The 19,185-nt window shown below is 56.0% G+C and carries 16 protein-coding genes; 11 read left to right on the forward strand and 5 right to left on the reverse strand.

What is annotated here, in order from left to right; translation table 11 throughout:
• Window positions 1-34: 34 nt before the first annotated feature.
• Complete coding sequence (locus tag KP814_RS19090; RefSeq protein ID WP_216738257.1) at window positions 35-1,510, reverse strand: ABC transporter substrate-binding protein; 1,476 nt, start codon at window positions 1,508-1,510, stop codon at window positions 35-37.
• A 373-nt stretch (window positions 1,511-1,883) separates the two neighbouring features.
• Here KP814_RS19090 and KP814_RS19095 point away from each other — a divergent pair, with 373 nt between their 5' ends.
• Window positions 1,884-3,137 (forward strand): ABC transporter substrate-binding protein, encoded by a 1,254-nt coding sequence (locus tag KP814_RS19095; RefSeq protein WP_216738258.1) that lies wholly within the window; start codon window positions 1,884-1,886, stop codon window positions 3,135-3,137.
• A 242-nt stretch (window positions 3,138-3,379) separates the two neighbouring features.
• The gene (locus KP814_RS19100) at window positions 3,380-3,940 is read left to right on the forward strand and encodes a DJ-1/PfpI family protein (protein WP_216738259.1); all 561 of its coding nucleotides are present in this window, start codon (window positions 3,380-3,382) and stop codon (window positions 3,938-3,940) included.
• Here the strand turns inward: KP814_RS19100 and KP814_RS19105 are convergent.
• Window positions 3,927-4,211 carry a ribbon-helix-helix domain-containing protein gene (locus tag KP814_RS19105; RefSeq protein ID WP_216738260.1) on the reverse strand — a complete coding sequence of 95 codons (285 nt, stop codon included), beginning with the start codon at window positions 4,209-4,211 and terminating at the stop codon, window positions 3,927-3,929. The genes KP814_RS19100 and KP814_RS19105 overlap by 14 nt on opposite strands.
• Window positions 4,212-4,397: 186 nt before the next feature.
• Between KP814_RS19105 and KP814_RS19110 the strand changes: the two genes are divergently transcribed.
• A complete protein-coding gene (locus tag KP814_RS19110; protein ID WP_216738261.1) occupies window positions 4,398-6,041 on the forward strand; it encodes an NAD(P)/FAD-dependent oxidoreductase in 1,644 nt (547 codons plus the stop codon).
• A gap of 77 nt (window positions 6,042-6,118) precedes the next feature.
• Window positions 6,119-6,760 carry a DUF2238 domain-containing protein gene (locus KP814_RS19115; RefSeq protein WP_127972581.1) on the forward strand — a complete coding sequence of 214 codons (642 nt, stop codon included), beginning with the start codon at window positions 6,119-6,121 and terminating at the stop codon, window positions 6,758-6,760.
• A gap of 11 nt (window positions 6,761-6,771) precedes the next feature.
• Here KP814_RS19115 and KP814_RS19120 read toward each other — a convergent pair whose 3' ends face one another.
• Window positions 6,772-7,941 (reverse strand): dipeptidase, encoded by a 1,170-nt coding sequence (locus KP814_RS19120; protein ID WP_216738262.1) that lies wholly within the window; start codon window positions 7,939-7,941, stop codon window positions 6,772-6,774.
• A 215-nt stretch (window positions 7,942-8,156) separates the two neighbouring features.
• On the opposite strand from KP814_RS19120, the gene KP814_RS33160 reads away from it, so the two are divergent.
• The gene (locus tag KP814_RS33160; RefSeq protein WP_255509291.1) at window positions 8,157-8,291 is read left to right on the forward strand and encodes a hypothetical protein; all 135 of its coding nucleotides are present in this window, start codon (window positions 8,157-8,159) and stop codon (window positions 8,289-8,291) included.
• A 90-nt stretch (window positions 8,292-8,381) separates the two neighbouring features.
• Here KP814_RS33160 and KP814_RS19125 read toward each other — a convergent pair whose 3' ends face one another.
• Window positions 8,382-10,133 carry a methyl-accepting chemotaxis protein gene (locus KP814_RS19125; protein ID WP_216738263.1) on the reverse strand — a complete coding sequence of 584 codons (1,752 nt, stop codon included), beginning with the start codon at window positions 10,131-10,133 and terminating at the stop codon, window positions 8,382-8,384.
• A 223-nt stretch (window positions 10,134-10,356) separates the two neighbouring features.
• On the opposite strand from KP814_RS19125, the gene KP814_RS19130 reads away from it, so the two are divergent.
• Window positions 10,357-11,289 carry a GlxA family transcriptional regulator gene (locus tag KP814_RS19130; protein WP_253938482.1) on the forward strand — a complete coding sequence of 311 codons (933 nt, stop codon included), beginning with the start codon at window positions 10,357-10,359 and terminating at the stop codon, window positions 11,287-11,289.
• 23 nt (window positions 11,290-11,312) lie between these two features.
• On the opposite strand, the gene KP814_RS19135 is transcribed toward KP814_RS19130, so the two are convergent.
• Entirely contained in the window at window positions 11,313-12,524 is a 1,212-nt protein-coding gene (locus KP814_RS19135) for a GNAT family N-acetyltransferase (RefSeq protein ID WP_216738265.1), read from the reverse strand.
• Between the two features lie 293 nt (window positions 12,525-12,817).
• On the opposite strand from KP814_RS19135, the gene KP814_RS19140 reads away from it, so the two are divergent.
• The 5 genes from KP814_RS19140 to astB all read left to right on the forward strand — a co-directional run bounded on the left by KP814_RS19140 (window position 12,818) and on the right by astB (window position 19,085).
• On the forward strand, window positions 12,818-14,035 hold the full coding sequence (locus KP814_RS19140) for an aspartate aminotransferase family protein (RefSeq protein ID WP_216738266.1): 1,218 nt from the start codon (window positions 12,818-12,820) through the stop codon (window positions 14,033-14,035).
• Between the two features lie 62 nt (window positions 14,036-14,097).
• Window positions 14,098-15,111 carry an arginine/ornithine succinyltransferase subunit alpha gene (gene aruF, locus KP814_RS19145; protein WP_216738267.1) on the forward strand — a complete coding sequence of 338 codons (1,014 nt, stop codon included), beginning with the start codon at window positions 14,098-14,100 and terminating at the stop codon, window positions 15,109-15,111.
• A 63-nt stretch (window positions 15,112-15,174) separates the two neighbouring features.
• Window positions 15,175-16,218: an arginine N-succinyltransferase gene (gene astA, locus KP814_RS19150; RefSeq protein ID WP_216738268.1), complete on the forward strand. Its 1,044-nt coding sequence runs from the start codon at window positions 15,175-15,177 to the stop codon at window positions 16,216-16,218.
• Window positions 16,215-17,687, forward strand: a complete 1,473-nt coding sequence (astD, locus tag KP814_RS19155) for a succinylglutamate-semialdehyde dehydrogenase (RefSeq protein ID WP_216738269.1) — start codon at window positions 16,215-16,217, stop codon at window positions 17,685-17,687. The genes astA and astD overlap by 4 nt, the downstream gene beginning before the upstream one ends.
• Before the next feature lie 57 nt (window positions 17,688-17,744).
• On the forward strand, window positions 17,745-19,085 hold the full coding sequence (astB, locus tag KP814_RS19160) for an N-succinylarginine dihydrolase (protein WP_216738270.1): 1,341 nt from the start codon (window positions 17,745-17,747) through the stop codon (window positions 19,083-19,085).
• Window positions 19,086-19,185 lie beyond the last annotated feature (100 nt).

Consider the following 19,185-nt stretch of genomic DNA (forward strand, 5'->3'; position numbering starts at 1 on the left):
GTCCGTTCGCTTTTTCATCCGCTATGTGCGGCGTTTAATTGGGAACATAGCGCTGCAGAATGTCATGCATCTGACCGCTGAGCTTCAGGTAATCCAACGCTTTCTGAAATGATTCAATGATGTGGTCGTCCACGCCCAGGTTGAAAGCGAAATATTCAGAAGACTCGGTGACCGTCATCACCTCTTGATAGTCGCGGGCGTCCAGTCCTAACTGTTGCAGATACCAATTGGCGGTCTGCGAGCCGTACGCCCAATAATCGACTTCGCCGTTGTTCAGCATTTGCCCGCAGGTGAGCGGGTGCGTGGTGGCGGTCAGGTTTCGCTCTTTGACGCCGGCGCTGACCATCAGTTGATGGCCAACGTCATCCTGAATGACGCAGATGCGCTTATGGCCGAGTTCTTTCAGGTGGATCGGCTCTGATTCTTCGTCCTCAATGTCATGGCGTTTCCCCATCAATACCACTTTGGAGCGGTAGATGGGGCCGACCCATTTAAACTTGTCCTCTCTCTGCGGCGTGCGCGTCATGGTGAACAGCGCGCTGCGGTTCTGACTGGTCGCGGCTTTGTAGGCTTCCGGCCAGTTCATGAAATGCACGTCGCTGCGGCTTTTGTCTGCGCCAATGGTTTCCATGATCGCATCGAAAAGGTCCAGGGCGATGCCTTTGGCCACGCCGTTTTCGCGGTAATTGAAAGGAGCGTAGTCCTCGCTGTAAAAACTGAGCTGCGAGATGCCGTTGATGACGTCAATGTTGTTAAGAATGCGCGAGTAATCGCCATTGCGTTTGAGGCGTTTCAGACCCTGATTGAAGATCGCGACGTAGCTGCGACTGTTAGGGCCATTTTTGGGGAACATTACCGATAAACCGTCCTGAATCAGGGGCTTCTCGTCATAGGTGAACAGGCGCTGATATTCCGGCAGTTCATGTTGCAGCAGATATTCCCCCACTTTGGCGTCCAGGGGAAACAAGTCGATTTCACGTCGCAGCAGTTTGACCAGATTTTGCCGGTCATTCACGGCGGGGATGACCTGCAGGTTCTGGTTGGCGATGGCGTTATCGAACGCTTCGCCGTAACTGTAGCCGACGCTGACTCCAACCCGGTAGGGCGCAAGGTCTTTCAGCTCGTTCCAGGTGAAATCCTGATCTTTCAGGTGAAATAACGCGCTGCTGCTGTAAATGATGCGATCGCTGAACCAGAAATTGCGCCGTCGTTGCGCATTATCGACCCAGCCGACGGCGCCGTCCCAGCCGGGCTTGCGTGCGAACTCGTAGGCCCGGGCCCAGGGCATGAAGTCATATTCGACTTCAATGCCTTCAAGAGCGAAGGCTTCGGTCACCAGTTTGGGCAGCAACCCTTTGTAGGGCAGGCTTTCCGACGCGTAGGGCGGCCACTCTCCGACGGTCAGTCTAATCGCGGCGGTAGAAGTTGAAAATGTGGCGCACATCACAAGTCCGAGAAAAAAGCGCCATCTTGTCGTATTCATCGGCATCCAGGGTTCCGACTTGTCCATGGTTTGTTGCTTGTTTAGCCCGTTAAACATGGCGCTGATAACGGGCGTTATTGCGTCCGTCGTCAGGCCGCGAGTTTAAAAGCCTAATGGAAATTGCGTAAAAATCCGTCAACCGACGTGTGTCGGCGTCCATCCGAGGCGACCCGGCGCGAGTATAGCGCTATCGGGCGATGGAGGTGTGTTTTGATTTGTTTCTGCATTTTCATATTAGACTAAAGGCTAATAAGGTCGTCATTTTTATTACGCTACTTTACCCCGCTCCTGGTTACAACTACTGTAGTCAGCACGCCGGTTTCAGGGAATGTTTGAAGCCGGTAATCACAAAACCTCTATCAACCCGATTTGCTTACAAAAAAAATTGAGGGTTCTCTGTATGCGCTATATCTGGAAGAGCATTGCGCTGCTTTGCCTGTTAGTTAGTGGTGAATTACTCGCTGCTCCATCCGTTAAAATTGGTCTCAACTATCCCCAGACTGGACGATACCAGGAACAAGGTCTGGCCCAACGCAGGGCGGCTTTTATGGCTGTGGATGAGATAAACGCCGCCGGCGGCATTCTTGGTCGGCCGGTGGAACTGGTGATTAAAAATACCGGCTCCAAACCTGATCGCTCTGTACGAAACGTTGAGCAACTGGTGGATGAAGATGGCGTTGTCGCCATATTCGGCGGATCATCCAGCGCGGTGGCGATCTCTGGCGGTAAGGCCGCCAAATCAAGGGACCGCATCTATTTCGGTACGCTCACCTACTCCAATGAAACCACCGGCACAGAAGGGCACACCCACATGTTCCGGGAGAGCTATAACGCCTGGATGGGGGCGAAGGTGCTGTCCAAGTACCTGAAAACCAATTACGCCGGTCAGAAATACTTCTTTATCACCGCCGACTACACCTGGGGGTGGAGCACAGAGCGGTTGATTCGTATCTTCAGCAACACTCAGGATAAAGAGAGTCATCCTGGCGTGCTGACGCCATTCCCCACCGCTTTGCAGAAAGATTTCGTCGACGCTTTGAATCAGGCGCAGGCCAGCGACGCCAAGATACTGGTGCTGGTATTGTTCGGCGACGATATGGTGCGCGCTCTGGAGCTGGCCACGTCTATGGGCATGAAAGACAAGATGAAAATCGTCGTGCCGAACCTGACGCTGGGCATGGCGAAGTCGGCGGGGCCAGCGATTATGGAAGGCGTCGTCGGCGCGGCGCCCTGGACCTGGGAGGTTCCCTACATTTTCAACCATCCCAAGGGGAAAGAGTTCGTCGAGAGATTCTCTGAGCTGTACGGCTTGCGGCCTTCCTCATCCGCCGCCTCCGCCTACAGCATTCTGTGGCAATACAAAGAAGCGGTGGAGCGCGCCGGCACATTCAGAACCGCGTCCGTCATCAAAGAGTTGGAAGGGCATCGCTACACGCTGTTGAAAGACGAACAGTACTGGCGCGAGTTCGACCATCAGAATGTACAGACGGTATACGCCGTGCGTTGCAAGCCTCGTTCGGAAGTTATGTTGGATGAATTTAACGAAGACTACTTCGAGATCATCGACAGCATGCCCGGAGAGGAAGCCGCGCAGACCTACCAAGAGTGGCTGGCGGAGCGTCGTTCCGCGAATAAGTCCGATCATCTCGAATAATTCTGTCAAAAGCGGCGTTCTTGCTTAGAGCGCCGCCTTCTCTCTCTGTCTTTCTCTATTTCCTTTTATTTGTTAACCCGAATGCTTTTTGGCGCCGATGGGTCTCTGTAGTAACCCACTACTACCCCATGCCGGAAAAAGGAGCCTAGACTGGTAGTCTGCTGAATGACTTCCGGCCTGGCGGCCGGGTGTTTTGACAGGCGAGCGATGTCCGCAACCTTAGACGACAAGGAGACAGAGGTATGACTAAAAAAATACTGATCATTACTGGCGACTTTGCTGAAGATTACGAGCTGATGGTGCCGTTCCAGGCGCTGCAGGCGATGGGCTACGAAGTGGCGGCGGTGTGTCCGGACAAGAAGCAGGGCGACAGCGTCGCCACGGCGATTCACGACTTTGAAGGGCATCAGACCTACACGGAGAAACCCGGACATAATTTTACTCTCAACGCCACTTTCGCCGACGTGCGCTCCGAGCAGTTTGATGCACTGTTGCTGCCGGGCGGGCGCGCTCCCGAGTACCTGCGCCTGAAAGAGAGAGTGATCAGTCTGGTGCAGGAATTCACCCAGCAAGGCAAGCCCATTGCGGCGATCTGCCATGGCGCGCAGATTCTGGCGGCGGCCAAGGTTATCGAAGGGAAAAAGATTTCCGCTTATCCGGCATGCGCGCCGGAAGTGCAACTGGCGGGGGCTCACTATGCCGACATCGCGGTGGATCAATCCGTGACGGACGGCCAGTTTGTTACAGCGCCAGCGTGGCCTGCTCATCCGGCATGGCTGGCGCAGTTCGTCAAACTGCTATAAGCCCCGCGCTGTACTTCCTTTCCAGATAGGTCGCGCAAACCACGCGCAATAAAGAGGCGAAGTTACCGACTTCGCCTCTCTTCTCTACGACTTCGTCATACAGCTTCGCCATGAACTGAGTGGTCGACATGCCCTCAGAACCCGCAATTTCCTCCAATAGCGTCCAAAAGCGCTGCTCCAGTCGCACGCTGGTGACAAACCCACGCAGGCGCACTGACTTCGAATGCGCTTCATATAACTGTGGATCGGTGTTGGCGTATATCTCGCACATAGGCGTCTCCGACATTGAAACGGGGTAAAATTACAACAGACCCTAGCAACAGGCGATTGGTTTTGTAAATGCGGCGTAGGCCTAAAAAAGAAATGTTGACAGTTCACACTTCCGGGTGGGAGCAGTATGATGCATTGGACTGGCGACGTCGCATTAAAACAATAATCAGGAAGGAGGCTGGAGAATATGGTCAGAACGGGAAAGCGTTACCGTAAGAATCGAGCGGACGATCACTATGACGTGATCATCATCGGATCGGGCGTTGGCGGATTATGCAACGCCGCGTTGTTGTCCCTGATCGGCAAGAAAGTCTGTGTGCTGGAACAGCACTACACCGCGGGCGGTTATACCCATAGCTACGAACGCAACGGCTATGAATGGGATGTCGGGGTGCACTATATTGGCGAAGTGCATAAGCCCTGGTCGATGATCCGCCGGGTGTTCGATCTGATCAGCGACGGTAAGATAGAGTGGGCGGAGATGGACCCCTGCTACGATCGTATTTTCATTGGCGAAGACAATTACGACTTCATCGCCGGCAAAGAACCTTTCATCAACGAAATGGCGCGACGCTTTCCCGGCGAGGAAGACGCCATTCGTCGCTATGTCGATTTGCTGTACTCGGTAAGTCGACGCATCCCCAAATTTTTCGCCGGACAGGCGTTACCCAAAATCGCTGCTTGGGCTTATCACAAGGCCCGCCGTTTTCTGCTGCCGGATTACTTTTTCAAGACCACCCGTGAAGTACTGGAAGGCCTGACGCAAAATCAGCGTCTGATCTCTGTGTTGACGGCGCAGTGGGGCGATTACGGCCTGCCGCCCACGACGTCGTCTTTTATGATGCACGCCATGGTTGCGAAGCACTACATCACGGGGGGCAATTATCCTGTGGGCGGTTCCTGGCGCATTGCTGAAGAAATTATTCCAGTTATTCGCCGCAGCGGTGGGGAAGTGTTTACCTACGCGCAAGTGGCGGAAGTCCTGGTGCGCTCTAATCGCGCTTACGGCGTGCGTTTGAGCAATGGCGATGAGCTGCAGGCGGACGCCGTGGTCAGCGACGCGGGCGTCATTCCCACGATCAAGCATCTGTTGCCAGAGTCCGCAGCGGCGAAAGGCGACTTGTTGAAAAAGTTGGAGGGACTGGCGCTATCAGCGTCTCACCTGTGTCTCTATGCAGGATTTCGCGGTTCCCCGGAAAGTTTAGGTATGCCGCGGAGCAACTTCTGGATTTATCCCTCTGATGACCATGACGGTAACGTCGCCCGCTTTATGGACGATCCATCCGCGCCTTTTCCTGTCACCTATGTGTCCTTTCCTTCAGCGAAAGACCCCACCTGGAATGCGCGCTATCCGGACCGTTCCACCGTGGAGATCATCGTACCCGTCAACAACCAATGGTTTGATAAATGGGCGGGATCGCAGTGGAACAAGCGTGGTGAAGACTATCTGGAGCTGAAGGAGCAGTTTTCTCATCGGATGCTCGATGAACTGTATAAGCGCCTGCCGCAGTTGGAGTCAGCGCTGGACTTTTACGAGCTATCCACGCCGCTGTCGACGCAGTGGTTCCAGATGAACATGGGGGGAGAAATTTACGGGGTGGATCATACCGTTGAACGCTTCCAGCAGGACTGGCTGCACCCGGTGACCCCCATCAAAAACTTCTATCTGACCGGTGCGGATATAGTCACCGCTGGAGTAGGCGGCGCATTGATGGGAGGCGTCATGACCAGCTTCGCCATGTTGGGCAAAGAAGGCTACAAGCTGGGGCGTCTGCTGAAGCAGGGGCCGCAACCTGCGCAGTCGGCGTCGGAAGTCAGGGAGGCGGGATAATCCCCCTGGGGATCGAATCCCGCCGCAGAATGCGTTATGTTGTTGATCCGCATTTATAACTGCTAAGGATCAATCATATGGGGCATGGCCGGGGCGGCGTTGGAGCCGGCGTAGTTTGGATTCTCATCTTCTTGGGCGTGCTGGTCTGGTCGGGACTATGGCCGAAAGATCGGTTTACCTGGATGCTGGAAGTGGCGCCGGCGGTGATCGCCGCCTTCATTCTGGCGTCCACCTACAAGCGATTTCCGCTGACGCCCCTGTTGTATTGGCTGATCTTGATCCACTCGGTCATTCTTATGGTGGGCGGGCACTATACCTACGCGGAAGTGCCTCTGTTCGACCGCATCGGAGAAATCATGGGGTGGGGGAGAAACAACTACGATAAGGTTGGCCATTTCGCCCAGGGCTTTATTCCTGCGATGGTGGCCCGGGAAATTCTGCTACGTCTGCGGGTTGTGAAAGGGCGTGGATGGATGAACTTCTTTATTGTCTGCATCGCCCTGGCGATCAGCGCCTTCTATGAGCTGATTGAATGGTGGGTGGCGGTGGCCAGTGGAGACTCCTCCGTCGCCTTCCTGGGCACCCAGGGCTACGAGTGGGATACCCAGTCAGACATGTGTTACGCCCTGGTGGGCGCTATCACTGCTTTAGTGACCCTTGGGCGGGTTCACGACCGGCAGTTGTATCGCCTTAAACGGGCGCCGGTGGCGGCGCCCTGAGGTTGGCAAGATCAGGCGGACGGCAGGTTCTTTAGCAGGAAGTCGCGGATATTCTCGCCCATGATTCTGCGAATCTGACGTTCGTTCAGCCCCGCTTTCATCAGTGCTTCAGTTAAGCCATCCAGTCGGGTGACGTCGAAAGGCGTCGCCACGGCGCCATCGAAATCTGACCCCATCGCCACGTGTTCCACGCCAATCAGATTGACCGTGTATTTGATCGCGCGGGCGATGGACGCCGCATCGCGTCCGCAGACCGCCGTCGACCAGAAGCCGATGCCGACGATACCACCGTTAGCGGCAATGGCTTTTAGCTGAGCGTCGGACAAGTTGCGGTTGTTGTTGCAGGTTCCTTTGACGCCCGTGTGCGACACGATAACGGGGCGCTTGGCCATGGCGAGCACGTCGGATATGGTTTTGGCGGAAGCGTGGGCCAGATCAATGATCATGGACTTGCTTTCCATGGCTTTGACCCATTGTTTTCCTAAGGTCGTCAGACCCCCTTTGTTGACCCCATGAGCGGAGCCGGACAGCTCTGTGTCGAAAAAATGGGTTGGGGCGATCATACGGAAACCCGCCGCATACAGGGCATCCAGATTGTTCAGGTCGCCTTCCACCGCTTGCGCGCCCTCTAAGGTGAGCCAGCCGGCGAGGGCGTCCTTGTCGGTTTTTCGCTGCGCAATGAAATCCTGTAGATTCTTGCGGTTCAGAATGAGTGTGAATTTGTTGGCGGGCGAGTCGGCGAGGTCGCGAAGCATCCCCGCCTGACGCTCGGCGCGACTCAAAAGGCTCTGTAATGCGCTGGGCGACCAGGCCTGCGACAGTCCCAGCCAGAATATCATGTCGCTATCGCCTGTATTTTTCTGGATGTTCAGGCCGAAGGGAACTTTGGTCACCACCGAAAACGCCTGCAACGCCATGCCTCCCTCCCGCAGCCGCGGCAGGTCCATGTGACCGCGCTGATAGCCTTTGGACAGGTTGCGCCCCCAAAGCAGTGAATCTGAGTGCAGGTCGGCGATGAACAGAGACTGGTGCAGGCTTTTGACTTTATCCGTCGCCGGCTGCGGCGGTGAACTCGTGAGCTGATTGCTGGCGTTATCCACTAGTGGCGGAACCAGGGCGAAAAACGAAAGAACTGCGATGATCAGGGTGATCAGCAGTCCAGTCAGTATTTTTTTCTTCATGATGTATTGAGACCTTATCCATCGGTAAGCCGGATTGCTCCGAGCGGGCGTCAGTACCTTACCCAAAGCGAAAGGGGATGCCAACAAGACATGGGTTGAACAAAGTGTAGACAGAATTAAAAATGCTGTATATAGTTACAGTACTGTATGTTTAAACACTTCCCGGCGTCGCCGCACATGCAGGAACGCTGGCACTGTTATATGAGGGCTTGATTATGCAGGTTTCGTCTGACGGAGATATCATTCGCATTCAAATGCCGGTTAGCACATACATGATGGCGTTCTACTACAAATGCGTGGATGGCGAGTGGGTGCGCTACAAAAGAGAGAGACTGGGGACGCTGCACTAGTCACTCGTCCCAGTCGACGCATTGACCGCTCTCGCTATGTGCGAACGCCATAAGGACATGGCTTTCTGCAAGCGTCGCCATACTTCTTGTTCAGTACCTGAACTGCACGACTAGCTGTCTAAGCCGGGTCACCATTTGCTTCAGGTTGTCGCTGGACTGGAAGTTTTCCTCCGCAGCGGTATGCAGAGTCTGCGACAGCTCACTGATGTTTACGATGCTGCGATCAATACTTTCCGCCGCTTCGCGCTGTTCATAAGTGGCCTGCGCCACATATTGATTGGCGTCATGCATGGAGGTGACCGCGGAGAGCGTCTTATCAATGGATTCGGCGGCCTGGCTCGCTTGAGAAACCGTGCCTTCCGCGCGCTTGCAGCTTTGCTCCATTCGGGTGACGGCTTTGTTCACCCCGGCGCGGAGCTGTTCGATCATTTTTTGTATCTCATCAGTGGAGTTGCCGGTGCGTTGCGCGAGCGTACGCACTTCATCGGCCACTACGGCGAAGCCGCGCCCCTGATCCCCGGCGCGGGCGGCCTCTATGGCGGCGTTTAACGCCAGCAGGTTGGTCTGTTCAGCGATGCCGCGAATCACGTCGAGGACGGCGCCAATGGACTCGCTTTCCTTGGCGAGCTGGCTGACCGAGTCTGACGTTTCATTGATCGCCTGGGTCAGCTCATTGATGCGTGTGGTGGCGCCGTCCACCGAGGTTTTACCGGATTCGCAGGCTTTGCGGGCTTCCAGGGCGATATTGGCGGCGTTATCCGTATTTTCATTGATGCCTTTGACGGTCGCTGTCATTTCGTTGGACGCCGTCGCCACCTGATCGGTTTCGTGACTCAGTTGCTCGGCGGACTCTTTGGTTTGCGCGCTAATGCGAGCGCTTTGTTCTGAGGAGGCGGAAAGTTCGTCCGTGGTCTTCGCCAAATCACCCACGATGACTGAGAATTTATCCATCATGGCGTTAAACGCCTGGGCGATAGCGCCAATTTCATCCTGACGGCTGTAATCCACTCGTTTGGTGAGATCGTTGGTGTCCTCAATCTCCGTAATTACCCGACGCAGACGGTGAATGGGCTGGGTGATGGAGCGGGATAACAAGAAGCCCACCAGCAGGGAAACCGTTACTGACACCACAAGGATAAACAGCACTTCCTGCTGCAGACTGCGGCCGCTGGCGGCGACAGAATCGTTCGCTTCCAAGACCTGATTGGCGGCGACGGACACTTCCTGCGCCGCTTGCCCAACTCCTTCATTGGCTGCCGCCGCGGCTTTGGCGGCTTCTTCCAGTATGATTTTGAAGGTGGAGCTCATGGCCATGCTGGCGGTGCGGGCTTCGCCGATCATCGCGCTGACGCGCTGGCGGGAGTCATTGTTACGGGTGCGATCGACAGCTTCTGCGATGGATTTGTTGAAGTCATCCAGATACATCAGTACGACATCCGCGACATCCGCCATTTCCTCATCGGTTCCAGCGATTTTATCTAAGGTGTCGCGCAGGTTTTTCTCCGCCTGGTCGCCCTGGCTGATTGAGCGCTCTTCAGCGGTGGTGGCGGAGTCCAGACGCCAATACAGGTACTCGGAATACTGGGCGAAGGCGGTTTGGCTCTCCGCCAGCAGCGCATTGAGGTGTTGTTGCTGACTGACCAGCTGATTCTGCTTGGCGACGGCGGTGTTCTGCTGCTCCACCATACTGCGCTGGCCTTCGATGGTGCTCAGCATGTCATGCACCGCCCCCAGCAAGTAAACCAGTGCGCAAGTAAGAATGATGGCGAACACGGCGCTCATCATTAATGCGCGATGGAAAATGGTAATGCGTCGGGTTACCCGGCTGAAGATATGAGCCATGTCGCTTCCGTATTTGAATTTAGTTCAACTGGCGGCGGGAGTTATACTTCGCGGACGAATAGGATAAGCTCCGCAACCGCTGGACGCGACCTTTCCATCCCGGCATCGCCGAGGCGGTCTTTAGATGGTTTTGTCGCAGCCGCTTAATCTATTATTACTCTTATTTATAGCAGAAATTCTCAGCTCCGCCCGGCGGCGGGCTGTCGGGTGTGAGGAATCGGTTTTGAGCTGCAAACTGGGCGTACTGTTACTGCCGGGATTTTCCATGCTGTCTTACGCCAGCCTGGTGGAGCCGTTGCGGGTATGTAATGAGCTTCTGGATGAGCGCAAGTATCGACTCGTGCGGCTGGGAGCGGAGCCGGTGGTGACGTCGGGAGACGGCGTGGCGGTGTCCGTGGACCGGTCTCTGGCTCATGCCGCCGGCCTGGACGCGCTGGTCGTCTGTGGTTCAGTAGGGCTTTATAAAACGCCGCTTCTGGAAAAAGAATGGCTCTCCACGCACGGCAAAGGCCTGTCCTGGCTGGGAGGGGTGGCTAACGGCGCGGCTTTGCTGCTGGAACTGGGGCTGTTGCGCGGAAAAAAAGCTTCTTTACAGATTCCAGACGCTTTTTCAGCGCAGGCGCAAGCCTGCTTTTTGTCCCAGGATGTGTTTTCCGTTGACGCCAATATCTGGACCTGTCGCGGCGGCACCGCTGCGCTGGACATGGCGCTGTTTATGATTGGGCGTCATCACGGGGTCGAGTTGGCGGAAATGGCTTCTCAAGCGATCATGCGGGAGCGTCTTGGCGGCGCCAAAACCACTGGGCGCAAACGTCCCGACCTCGTGGCGAAAAGAGAAGCGCCGGCGCTCTGCGATGCGGTGCAACTGATGGAGAACAATATCGAAGAGCCGTTAACCACGGACGATATCGCCAAACACCTGGAGATCTCCCGACGTCAGCTTGAGCGTCTGTTCAAGCGCTACCTGGACTCCGTGCCTTCCCGTTACTACTTGCAGATTCGTCTGGAAAAGGCGCGGGACATGCTTTGCTCTTCCGCCTTGAGCATTACCGAAATTGGCTTGAAAACAGGCTTTTCCTCCGGCGCGCATTTTTCTACTGCATATCGAAATCTGTATGGGCTGACGCCGAGTGAAGAGAGAGCCGGTCAGCCTTGATGGCCGCCGGCGAACAATAGACGTTACTGCTCGACGGTCTTCAATGCATTGCGAGTGGGAGCTTCTGCATGAGGGATGGCGCGAAACAGTTTGCGCACCACATAGTTGACCGCCGCGGCGCGATGCCGCATCCACAGATGGCAATCCACGGGTGTGGCGCCGAGATTGGCCTTGGGCTCCAGCGCGGTTCTGCCCAGGGACACTTTGCTGCAGCCAAACTGGCAGCCATGCTCGATAGAAAGCTGCAGTAGCCGGAAATACAGGGGCAGGTCGGCATTGATCTCGTAATCCATGCCCACGTAGTAGGCCATGGATGTATCGCGGTCTTTAACCGAAGTGACGAAGCCCACAATCCGACCATCCATTGACAACGTGGTGCAGGCGAAACGGTCTCCCAGCGAATCCGACAGCGCTTTGAAATACCCCTTGGGCAATGTCGCCAGACGGGCGGCGGCGCGGTTCTCCACCTGCAGGTAGAGGGCGTGCAGCGCGGCATCCTGTTCATCGCTGATGCTGTCCAGGGTCTGCGTTTCCACGCCAGCGTCCTGCAGTTTCTTGATGATGGCGGTAATGCGCTTGCGGTACTTGCCGGTCAGGCTTTGCAGGTAATCTTCGAAGGTCCGGGTTCCCGGCTCCAGCGTCAACACCATTTCCGGGTCAGTCTGAATGGATCGGTAACTGTACCGCTTAAGGATGTCAGACTGCGGCAGCATGTCGCTGTTGAAGTCCTTCAGCATGACAAAGTCGATAGAGCCGCCCAGTTTTTCTCCCCGACGGATGCGGTACAGCAGCTCAGCCAGGGCGCGCCACCCCAGCTCCGCATCGACGCCCTCGGCGAAGGCGACGCCATGGAGGCCGCAGGACACCAGATTGCCGCAGACCAAAATGCGCTCCTGGTATTTTTGACTCAGTTTGGCTTTGGCGTTGTCAGGCTTTTCGCTTTTCATCATTCGGTCGCCGGACACATCGGCGATCTGGCAGCTGACCACGCCGATTGGAGAGCGATCTTTGTATATCAGGCCGTAGCGGGGAGAGACGTTGTCCGGCGCGTTGAGTTCCAGCGCCTGTACATAATCCCGTTGCAGAAATACGGATGCGGAGGCGGCGACGCGGTCCCAGTCCGCCGCATTGAGAAAGTTGATGCTGTCGGCGATAGCGAACTCCAGTCCCAGAGGCGTGCGGCGTTCTTTATGTCGATTTTTTACGTCCTTGATCTTGGCGAGCGTATTTTTCATGGTTATTCACACCCTTTATAGAAAGCCTTTCTATACTAAGCGAGACGGGGACTGTCGCGCGACAGTATTATTCTCTGGCGAATCAATACGCTATAGCCCATTGAAATTGCCTTAATTACGTATGGCGGCCTGCGTCGGGGTGCGCAAATCTGTAAATTCATGTCGCCTTTGCGAAATCCTTCTATTTCTTTTGTTCCTAAACTAACTGACATTGGGCCTGACAGGCCCGTAAAAAATAACTTCGCCGGAGACGCTGTGGAGCGTTGGCCGGCTCACCCGAATGGAGAAGATGAATGACCTCTAGCCAAGTCACCAGAGAAATGTTTGATCAGGTAATGGTTCCCAACTATGCGCCGGGCCCGATTATTCCCACTCACGGCATCGGCTCCCGAGTCTGGGATCAGGCTGGCAAGGAATACATCGATCTGGCGGGCGGCATTGCAGTAACCGGTTTGGGCCATGCTCACCCGGAACTGGTGGCGGCGTTGACTGAACAGGCGCAAAAACTGTGGCACCTGAGCAACGTCCTGGCGAACGAGCCGGCGATTCTGCTGGCTAAAAAACTGACAGAGATGACTTTCGCCGATCGCGTATTTTTCTCCAACTCCGGCGGCGAAGCCAACGAAGCCGCGTTCAAACTGGCGCGTCGTTACAGCTGGGAAAAACACGGACCTCATAAACACGAAATCGTGGCCTGTAACAACAGCTTCCACGGTCGTACGCTGTTCACCGTCAGCGTGGGCGGTCAAGCCAAGTATCGCGAAGGCTTCGAGCCGGTTCCCGGCGGCATCAAACATGTGCCTTTCAATGATATCGCCGCTCTGGAAGCCGCCATTGATGAAAACACCTGCGCATTCGTGGTTGAGCCCGTACAAGGCGAGGGCGGTGTGACGCCAGCGGATGAAGCCTACCTGAAACGCGCCAGAGAGCTTTGCGACCAGCACAACGCATTGCTGATTTTTGATGAAGTTCAGACTGGCGTTGGCCGCACCGGAGCGCTGTATGCGTACATGAAGTACGGCGTGACGCCGGACATTCTGACCACCGCCAAAGCAATGGGCGGAGGCTTCCCTATCGGCGCCATGTTGACCACCACGGAAGTAGCGAAGAGTCTTGCAGTGGGCACTCACGGCAGCACCTACGGCGGCAACCCGCTTGGCTGCGCGGTAGCGAACAAGGTCATGGACATCGTTAACACACCGGAAGTATTGCAAGGCGTTGAGCGCAAGCATGAGCTGATGGTAGCTGGCCTGAAGGCGATTAATGAGAAATATGGCATATTCAGCGCTGTTCGCGGCATGGGCCTTTTGATTGGCGCGGCGCTCACTGACGAGTGGCAGGGCAAAGCCAAGCAGTTCATGACGGCGGCGCTAGAAGAGGGCGTACTGGCGTTGATCGCTGGACCGAATGTATTGAGACTGGCGCCTTCTCTGATCATCGGCGACGACGAGATCAAAGAAGGACTGGCGCGCTTTGAAAGAGCGGTAGCCCGCGTCGCGCAAGGGCAATAAGGAAAGTTAAAGGGAACTAACTTGTACAACCTGTCAGTCTGATTAATTTGGAGGGAATGAGAATGGTGATTTTTCGCCCCAGCCGCTTCGCCGACCTGCCCGGCATTGAGAAGTTAATAAACGAAAGCGCAGCGCAGGTGTCCACCCTGCCTGCGGACCGCGACAAACTGGGCGAGAAAATCGACCAGTCCTGTCGCTCCTTCGCCGGCGATGAGTCCATGGCGGGCAAGGAACGCTACCTGTTCGTGCTTGAGGATACCGAAAGCAAGGAGATCCTGGGGACATCAGGCATCGACGCCTGCGCCGGTAACGGCGCGCCGTTTTATAACTACCGGCTGGATGAACTCATTCACTCCTCGCAGCAACTGGGGGTGTTCAACAAGGTTCCCATCCTTTATATGACCCATGAGCTCACCGGCTCTCCGCTGCTGTGCTCGCTGACTATTTCTCCCCGTTATCGCAAAACGGAGTATTTCGATCTGCTGTCGCGCTCACGCTTCCTGTTTATGGGACAGCATCGTGAGCGCTTCCAGTCCCGTATTATTGTGGAGATTCAGGGCAAGCAGGGCGATAGCGGCGATTCTCCGTTTTGGGACAGTCTGGGCCGCCACTTCTTCGATATGGACTTTGCGACGGCGGATTACTACTCCGGCATCAAGAGCAAAACCTTTATCGCGGAAATGATGCCGCCCCATCCGATTTATGTGAACCTGCTGACCAAAGACGCTCAGGATGCGATCGCACAGCCGCATTCGGCGGCCAGGGACAATTGCCAGTTCCTGAATCGGGAAGGCTTCCGCATGGGCCGTTACATCGATATTTTCGACGGCGGCCCGACTCTGGAGGCGGATTTGGATAATCTGACCACCGTGAAATCCACTAAAACCAAACAGGTCAAGCTGTCGGACAACCAGACCGGCCTGCAATACCTGATGTGCAACACCCTGTTCGAAGATTTCCGCGCCACGCTGGCCAATGTGACGGACGGCATGGGCGATCTGCTGCGTCTGAAGCGCAGCACCGCCGAGGCGATATTGGTGTCGGAAGGCGACAACGTTCAGTTCGCGCCCCTGTGATCGGCGTCGGGACTAACACTTTAAGCGAAGCATAAGACAGGGCCGGAGCAAGAGGATTTCAACATGATGATTATTCGTCCCATTAGCAGCAAAGATTTGGATGCGGTATACGAACTGGCGAAAAGCGCAGGCATTGGCGTAACGACGCTGCCCGCCAACCGCGAACTGTTGTCACAGAGAATTGAAGAATCGGAGCGCTCTTTTTCTGAGCGCATCGAGCAGGAACATGCGTATTACATGTTCGGGCTGGAGGACACTGAGGCCGGAACCATTGTGGGCGTCAGCGCGATCAAGGCGCGGGTTGGCCTGGATGAAGTGTGGTACAACTATCGGGTCTCCACCACGGTGAACGCCTCCAAAGAACTGGGCATTCACAAACAGACGCCAACCCTGTATCTCACCAACGATATGACCAACTGCAGTGAAATCTGCACGTTGTTCCTGCATGAAAAATATCGCAACAGCTTTAACGGGCAGCTGTTGTCGAAGTGCCGCTTCCTGTTTCTGGCGGACTTCTCCGAGCGTTTCAGCAACAAAATTTTTGCGGAAATGCGCGGCTACACCAACACACAGGGCGAATCTCCGTTCTGGGAAGATCTGGGCCGCAAGTTTTTCAGTCTGGAATTTTCTCAGGCGGACTACTTGTCCGGCATCGGCAATAAGGCGTTTATCGCTGAACTGATGCCCAAGTATCCGATTTACGTCCCGTTTTTCAGCCAGGAAGCCCGCGATGTGATCGGTCAGGTGCATGAGCACACCAGACCGGCGCTGGCCATGCTGGAAAGCGAAGGCTTCAACTTCAACGGTCTGGTGGACATTTTTGACGCCGGCCCGCTGGTGGAGTCCTTTGTCCATGGCATTCGCAGCGTGCGCGACAGCGCCAAACGCTTCGTCATGCCGGTACAGAAAACCGGCATCGACGAGATTGCCGAACCCTATATGATTTCCAACCGGTCCTTCTCCAACTTCAGGGTGGGACTGCTCGACAGCGACCAGATCAAATCCGACACCGTCTCCCTCAATCATGATCTGATGGATCATTTGCAATTGGGCGCAGGCGACACTGTACGGGTGGTTGCGTTGAAAGCGAAGAGGAGCGATGCATGACTGTACGTGAAAGCGCATTTATAAACGGCAGCTGGTTAGCCGGCGGCGGCGTAGTGTTCGAGTCCCTGGACCCAGTGACCCAGGATTGTCTGTGGAAAGGCGCGGCGGCCTCCGATGAGGTGGTTGCGCAGGCGGTGCAGGCGGCGCGTCAGGCGTTTCGCAGCTGGGGACGTCTGGATGTCGCCAAGCGTATCGATATCGTCAAGCGCTTCGCAGCGTTGCTGGAAGAAGACAAAGAACGTCTTGCTGAAGTGATCGGCAAAGAGACCAGCAAACCTCTATGGGAGGCACGCACCGAAGTCGCCAGCATGATCGCCAAAGTGGGTATTTCCGTTCAGGCGTTTAATGAGCGCACCGGCGTCACCGAGCAGGACGTGGCGGCGGGACATGCGGTGTTGAAACATCGCCCCCACGGCGTGTTGGCGGTTTTTGGCCCCTATAACTTCCCCGGTCATTTGCCCAACGGTCACATCGTGCCCGCGTTGATTGCCGGCAATACGATCGTCTTCAAGCCAAGCGAGTTGACCCCGTGGTTCGCGGAAGAAACCGTGCGTATCTGGGCGAAAGCCGGCTTGCCGGAAGGCGTGTTGAACCTGGTGCAAGGCGCGCGGGAAACCGGCGTGGCCCTGGCCGCCAGCGAGGACATAGATGGTTTGCTGTTTACCGGCAGTTCTCCGACCGGACACAGCCTGCACCGCCAGTTCGGCGGTCGCCCCGAGAAAATCCTGGCGCTGGAAATGGGCGGCAATAACCCATTGATCATTGCTCCTCCTTATGACTTGAAAGGCGCTGTGCATCATACGCTGTTCTCGGCATTTGTTTCGGCGGGCCAGCGTTGTACCTGCGCGCGTCGTCTGCTGGTTCCGGATACGGCGGAAGGCAAGGCGTTTCTGGACGAGCTGGTCGCAGCGGCGGCCAATTTGCAGGTAGGACGCTATGACGCGGACCCTCAGCCTTTTATGGGCGGAGTGATTTCCCTGCGTGCGCGGGATCAGATGCTGGCCGCGCAGAGCAAGCTGGCTGCGGAGGGCGGACGCATGCTGCTGGAGATGCGCAGCTTGGAGGAAAACGCGAGCCTGTTGAGCCCAGGCGTTATCGACGTCACCGATGTACAGGAACTGCCGGACGAAGAACACTTCGGACCCATGCTGCAAGTATTGCGCTACCGCGATTTCGATCATGCCCTGGAATTGGCCAACAAGACTGGATTTGGTCTGGCGGCGGGTTTGATCAGCGACTCGCGCGAACTGTATGACCGCTTCTGGCTGGAAGTGCGCGCAGGCATCGTCAACTGGAACAAGCCTCTGACCGGCGCCAGCAGCGCCGCGCCGTTCGGCGGTGTGGGAGCTAGCGGCAATCACCGTCCCAGCGCCTACTATGCGGCGGACTACTGCGCGTATCCGGTGGCGTCTCTGGAAGCGGATCAGGCGCAGGCGCCTGGGCAGTTATCGCCGGGCATGTCCTTATAAATTTTATGGCATGCATAACAGCAACGAATTTAAACGAGTAGAAGAGGCGGATAGACGATGAAGGCATTTGAAGTCAATTTTGACGGGCTGGTAGGGCCGACTCACAACTATAGCGGGCTTTCCTACGGCAACGTGGCCTCAGAAACCAATATTCGCGATGTGTCCAATCCCAAGGAAGCTGCCAAGCAAGGGCTGCGCAAAATGAAGGCGCTGCACGACATGGGCTTCAAGCAGGGCGTGTTGCTGCCGCAGGAGCGTCCGGACATCGCGACGCTGCGTCGTCTGGGCTTTACCGGATCAGATCGGGAAGTGCTGCTGCAAGCGGCGCATCAGGCCCCGGTGTTTCTGGGCGCCGTCGCTTCCGCCTCCTGCATGTGGACGGCGAACGCGGCGACCGTTTCGCCCAGCGCCGACACCACCGACGGCCGGGTGCATTTCACCGCAGCGAACCTGAACGCGAAGTTCCACCGTTCGATCGAGCATCCGACGACGACCCGTATTCTGCAGGGCATTTTCAATAATGAGCAGCATTTCGCTCATCACAAGGCGCTGCCGCCTACCAGCCAGTTCGGTGACGAAGGCGCGGCTAACCACACCCGCTTCTGCAAAAATTATGAAGACAAGGGCGTGGAGCTCTTTGTATACGGACGCGTGGCTTTCGACGAGAACGCGCCGCGCCCGATGAAGTATCCTGCGCGGCAGACCCTGGAAGCCTGTCAGGCGGTGGCGCGTTTGCACGGTCTGGCCGATTCGTCGGTGGTGTACGCGCAACAAAACCCGGCGGTCATCGATCAGGGCGTGTTTCACAATGACGTTATTGCGGTAGGTAACCGCAATGTGCTGTTCTACCACGAGCAGGCGTTTTTGAATACGTCGCAAATGCTGACCGAGCTGGAAGCGAAACTGCAAGGCTGTCTGCTGAAGGCCGTCAAGGTTTCCGACAGCGAAGTGTCCGTGGCGGACGCGGTGTCCAGCTACCTGTTCAATAGCCAATTGTTGAGTCTGAATGACGACGACATGATGCTGGTGGTGCCTCATGAGTGCCGCGACAATCCCAACGTCAAAGCCTATCTGGATGATCTGGTTACTCGCGGCGGCCCCATCAAGCGCGTCGAAGTTTTCGATCTGAAGCAAAGCATGAAAAACGGCGGCGGCCCCGCATGTTTACGCTTGCGTGTGGCGTTGAATGAAGCGGAGCTGGCGGCGGTGCACCCCCAGGTGATGATGTCGGAGGAACTGTTCGACACTCTTAATGCCTGGGTAGACAAGCACTACCGTGACCGTATCTCCCAGCAGGACCTGGCTGATCCGCAGCTGCTGACTGAATGCCGCACGGCGTTGGATGAACTGACGCAACTGCTGCAATTAGGCTCGCTGTATCCTTTCCAGCTGGCTTAACTCCTTCCTTGAGCGACAAGAGCTGCTTCTAACCGGAGCAGCTCTTCGTTAGTCGTGTCGTAACACAACAATATGTAACGAAACTTAAACTAATTTATCT

This window comes from Hahella sp. HN01 (assembly GCF_018986435.1).
GTDB lineage: Bacteria > Pseudomonadota > Gammaproteobacteria > Pseudomonadales > Oleiphilaceae > Hahella.

Excerpts from the sequence above, each read along its gene's own strand:
- KP814_RS19090 (WP_216738257.1), bottom strand. The coding sequence starts at position 1,510 with ATGGACAAGTCGGAACCCTGGATGCCGATGAATACGACAAGATGGCGC.
- KP814_RS19095 (WP_216738258.1), top strand. The coding sequence starts at position 1,884 with ATGCGCTATATCTGGAAGAGCATTGCGCTGCTTTGCCTGTTAGTTAGT.
- KP814_RS19100 (WP_216738259.1), top strand. The coding sequence starts at position 3,380 with ATGACTAAAAAAATACTGATCATTACTGGCGACTTTGCTGAAGATTAC.
- KP814_RS19105 (WP_216738260.1), bottom strand. The coding sequence starts at position 4,211 with ATGTGCGAGATATACGCCAACACCGATCCACAGTTATATGAAGCGCAT.
- KP814_RS19110 (WP_216738261.1), top strand. The coding sequence starts at position 4,398 with ATGGTCAGAACGGGAAAGCGTTACCGTAAGAATCGAGCGGACGATCAC.
- KP814_RS19115 (WP_127972581.1), top strand. The coding sequence starts at position 6,119 with ATGGGGCATGGCCGGGGCGGCGTTGGAGCCGGCGTAGTTTGGATTCTC.
- KP814_RS19120 (WP_216738262.1), bottom strand. The coding sequence starts at position 7,941 with ATGAAGAAAAAAATACTGACTGGACTGCTGATCACCCTGATCATCGCA.
- KP814_RS33160 (WP_255509291.1), top strand. The coding sequence starts at position 8,157 with ATGCAGGTTTCGTCTGACGGAGATATCATTCGCATTCAAATGCCGGTT.
- KP814_RS19125 (WP_216738263.1), bottom strand. The coding sequence starts at position 10,133 with ATGGCTCATATCTTCAGCCGGGTAACCCGACGCATTACCATTTTCCAT.
- KP814_RS19135 (WP_216738265.1), bottom strand. The coding sequence starts at position 12,524 with ATGAAAAATACGCTCGCCAAGATCAAGGACGTAAAAAATCGACATAAA.
- KP814_RS19140 (WP_216738266.1), top strand. The coding sequence starts at position 12,818 with ATGACCTCTAGCCAAGTCACCAGAGAAATGTTTGATCAGGTAATGGTT.
- aruF (WP_216738267.1), top strand. The coding sequence starts at position 14,098 with ATGGTGATTTTTCGCCCCAGCCGCTTCGCCGACCTGCCCGGCATTGAG.
- astA (WP_216738268.1), top strand. The coding sequence starts at position 15,175 with ATGATGATTATTCGTCCCATTAGCAGCAAAGATTTGGATGCGGTATAC.
- astD (WP_216738269.1), top strand. The coding sequence starts at position 16,215 with ATGACTGTACGTGAAAGCGCATTTATAAACGGCAGCTGGTTAGCCGGC.
- astB (WP_216738270.1), top strand. The coding sequence starts at position 17,745 with ATGAAGGCATTTGAAGTCAATTTTGACGGGCTGGTAGGGCCGACTCAC.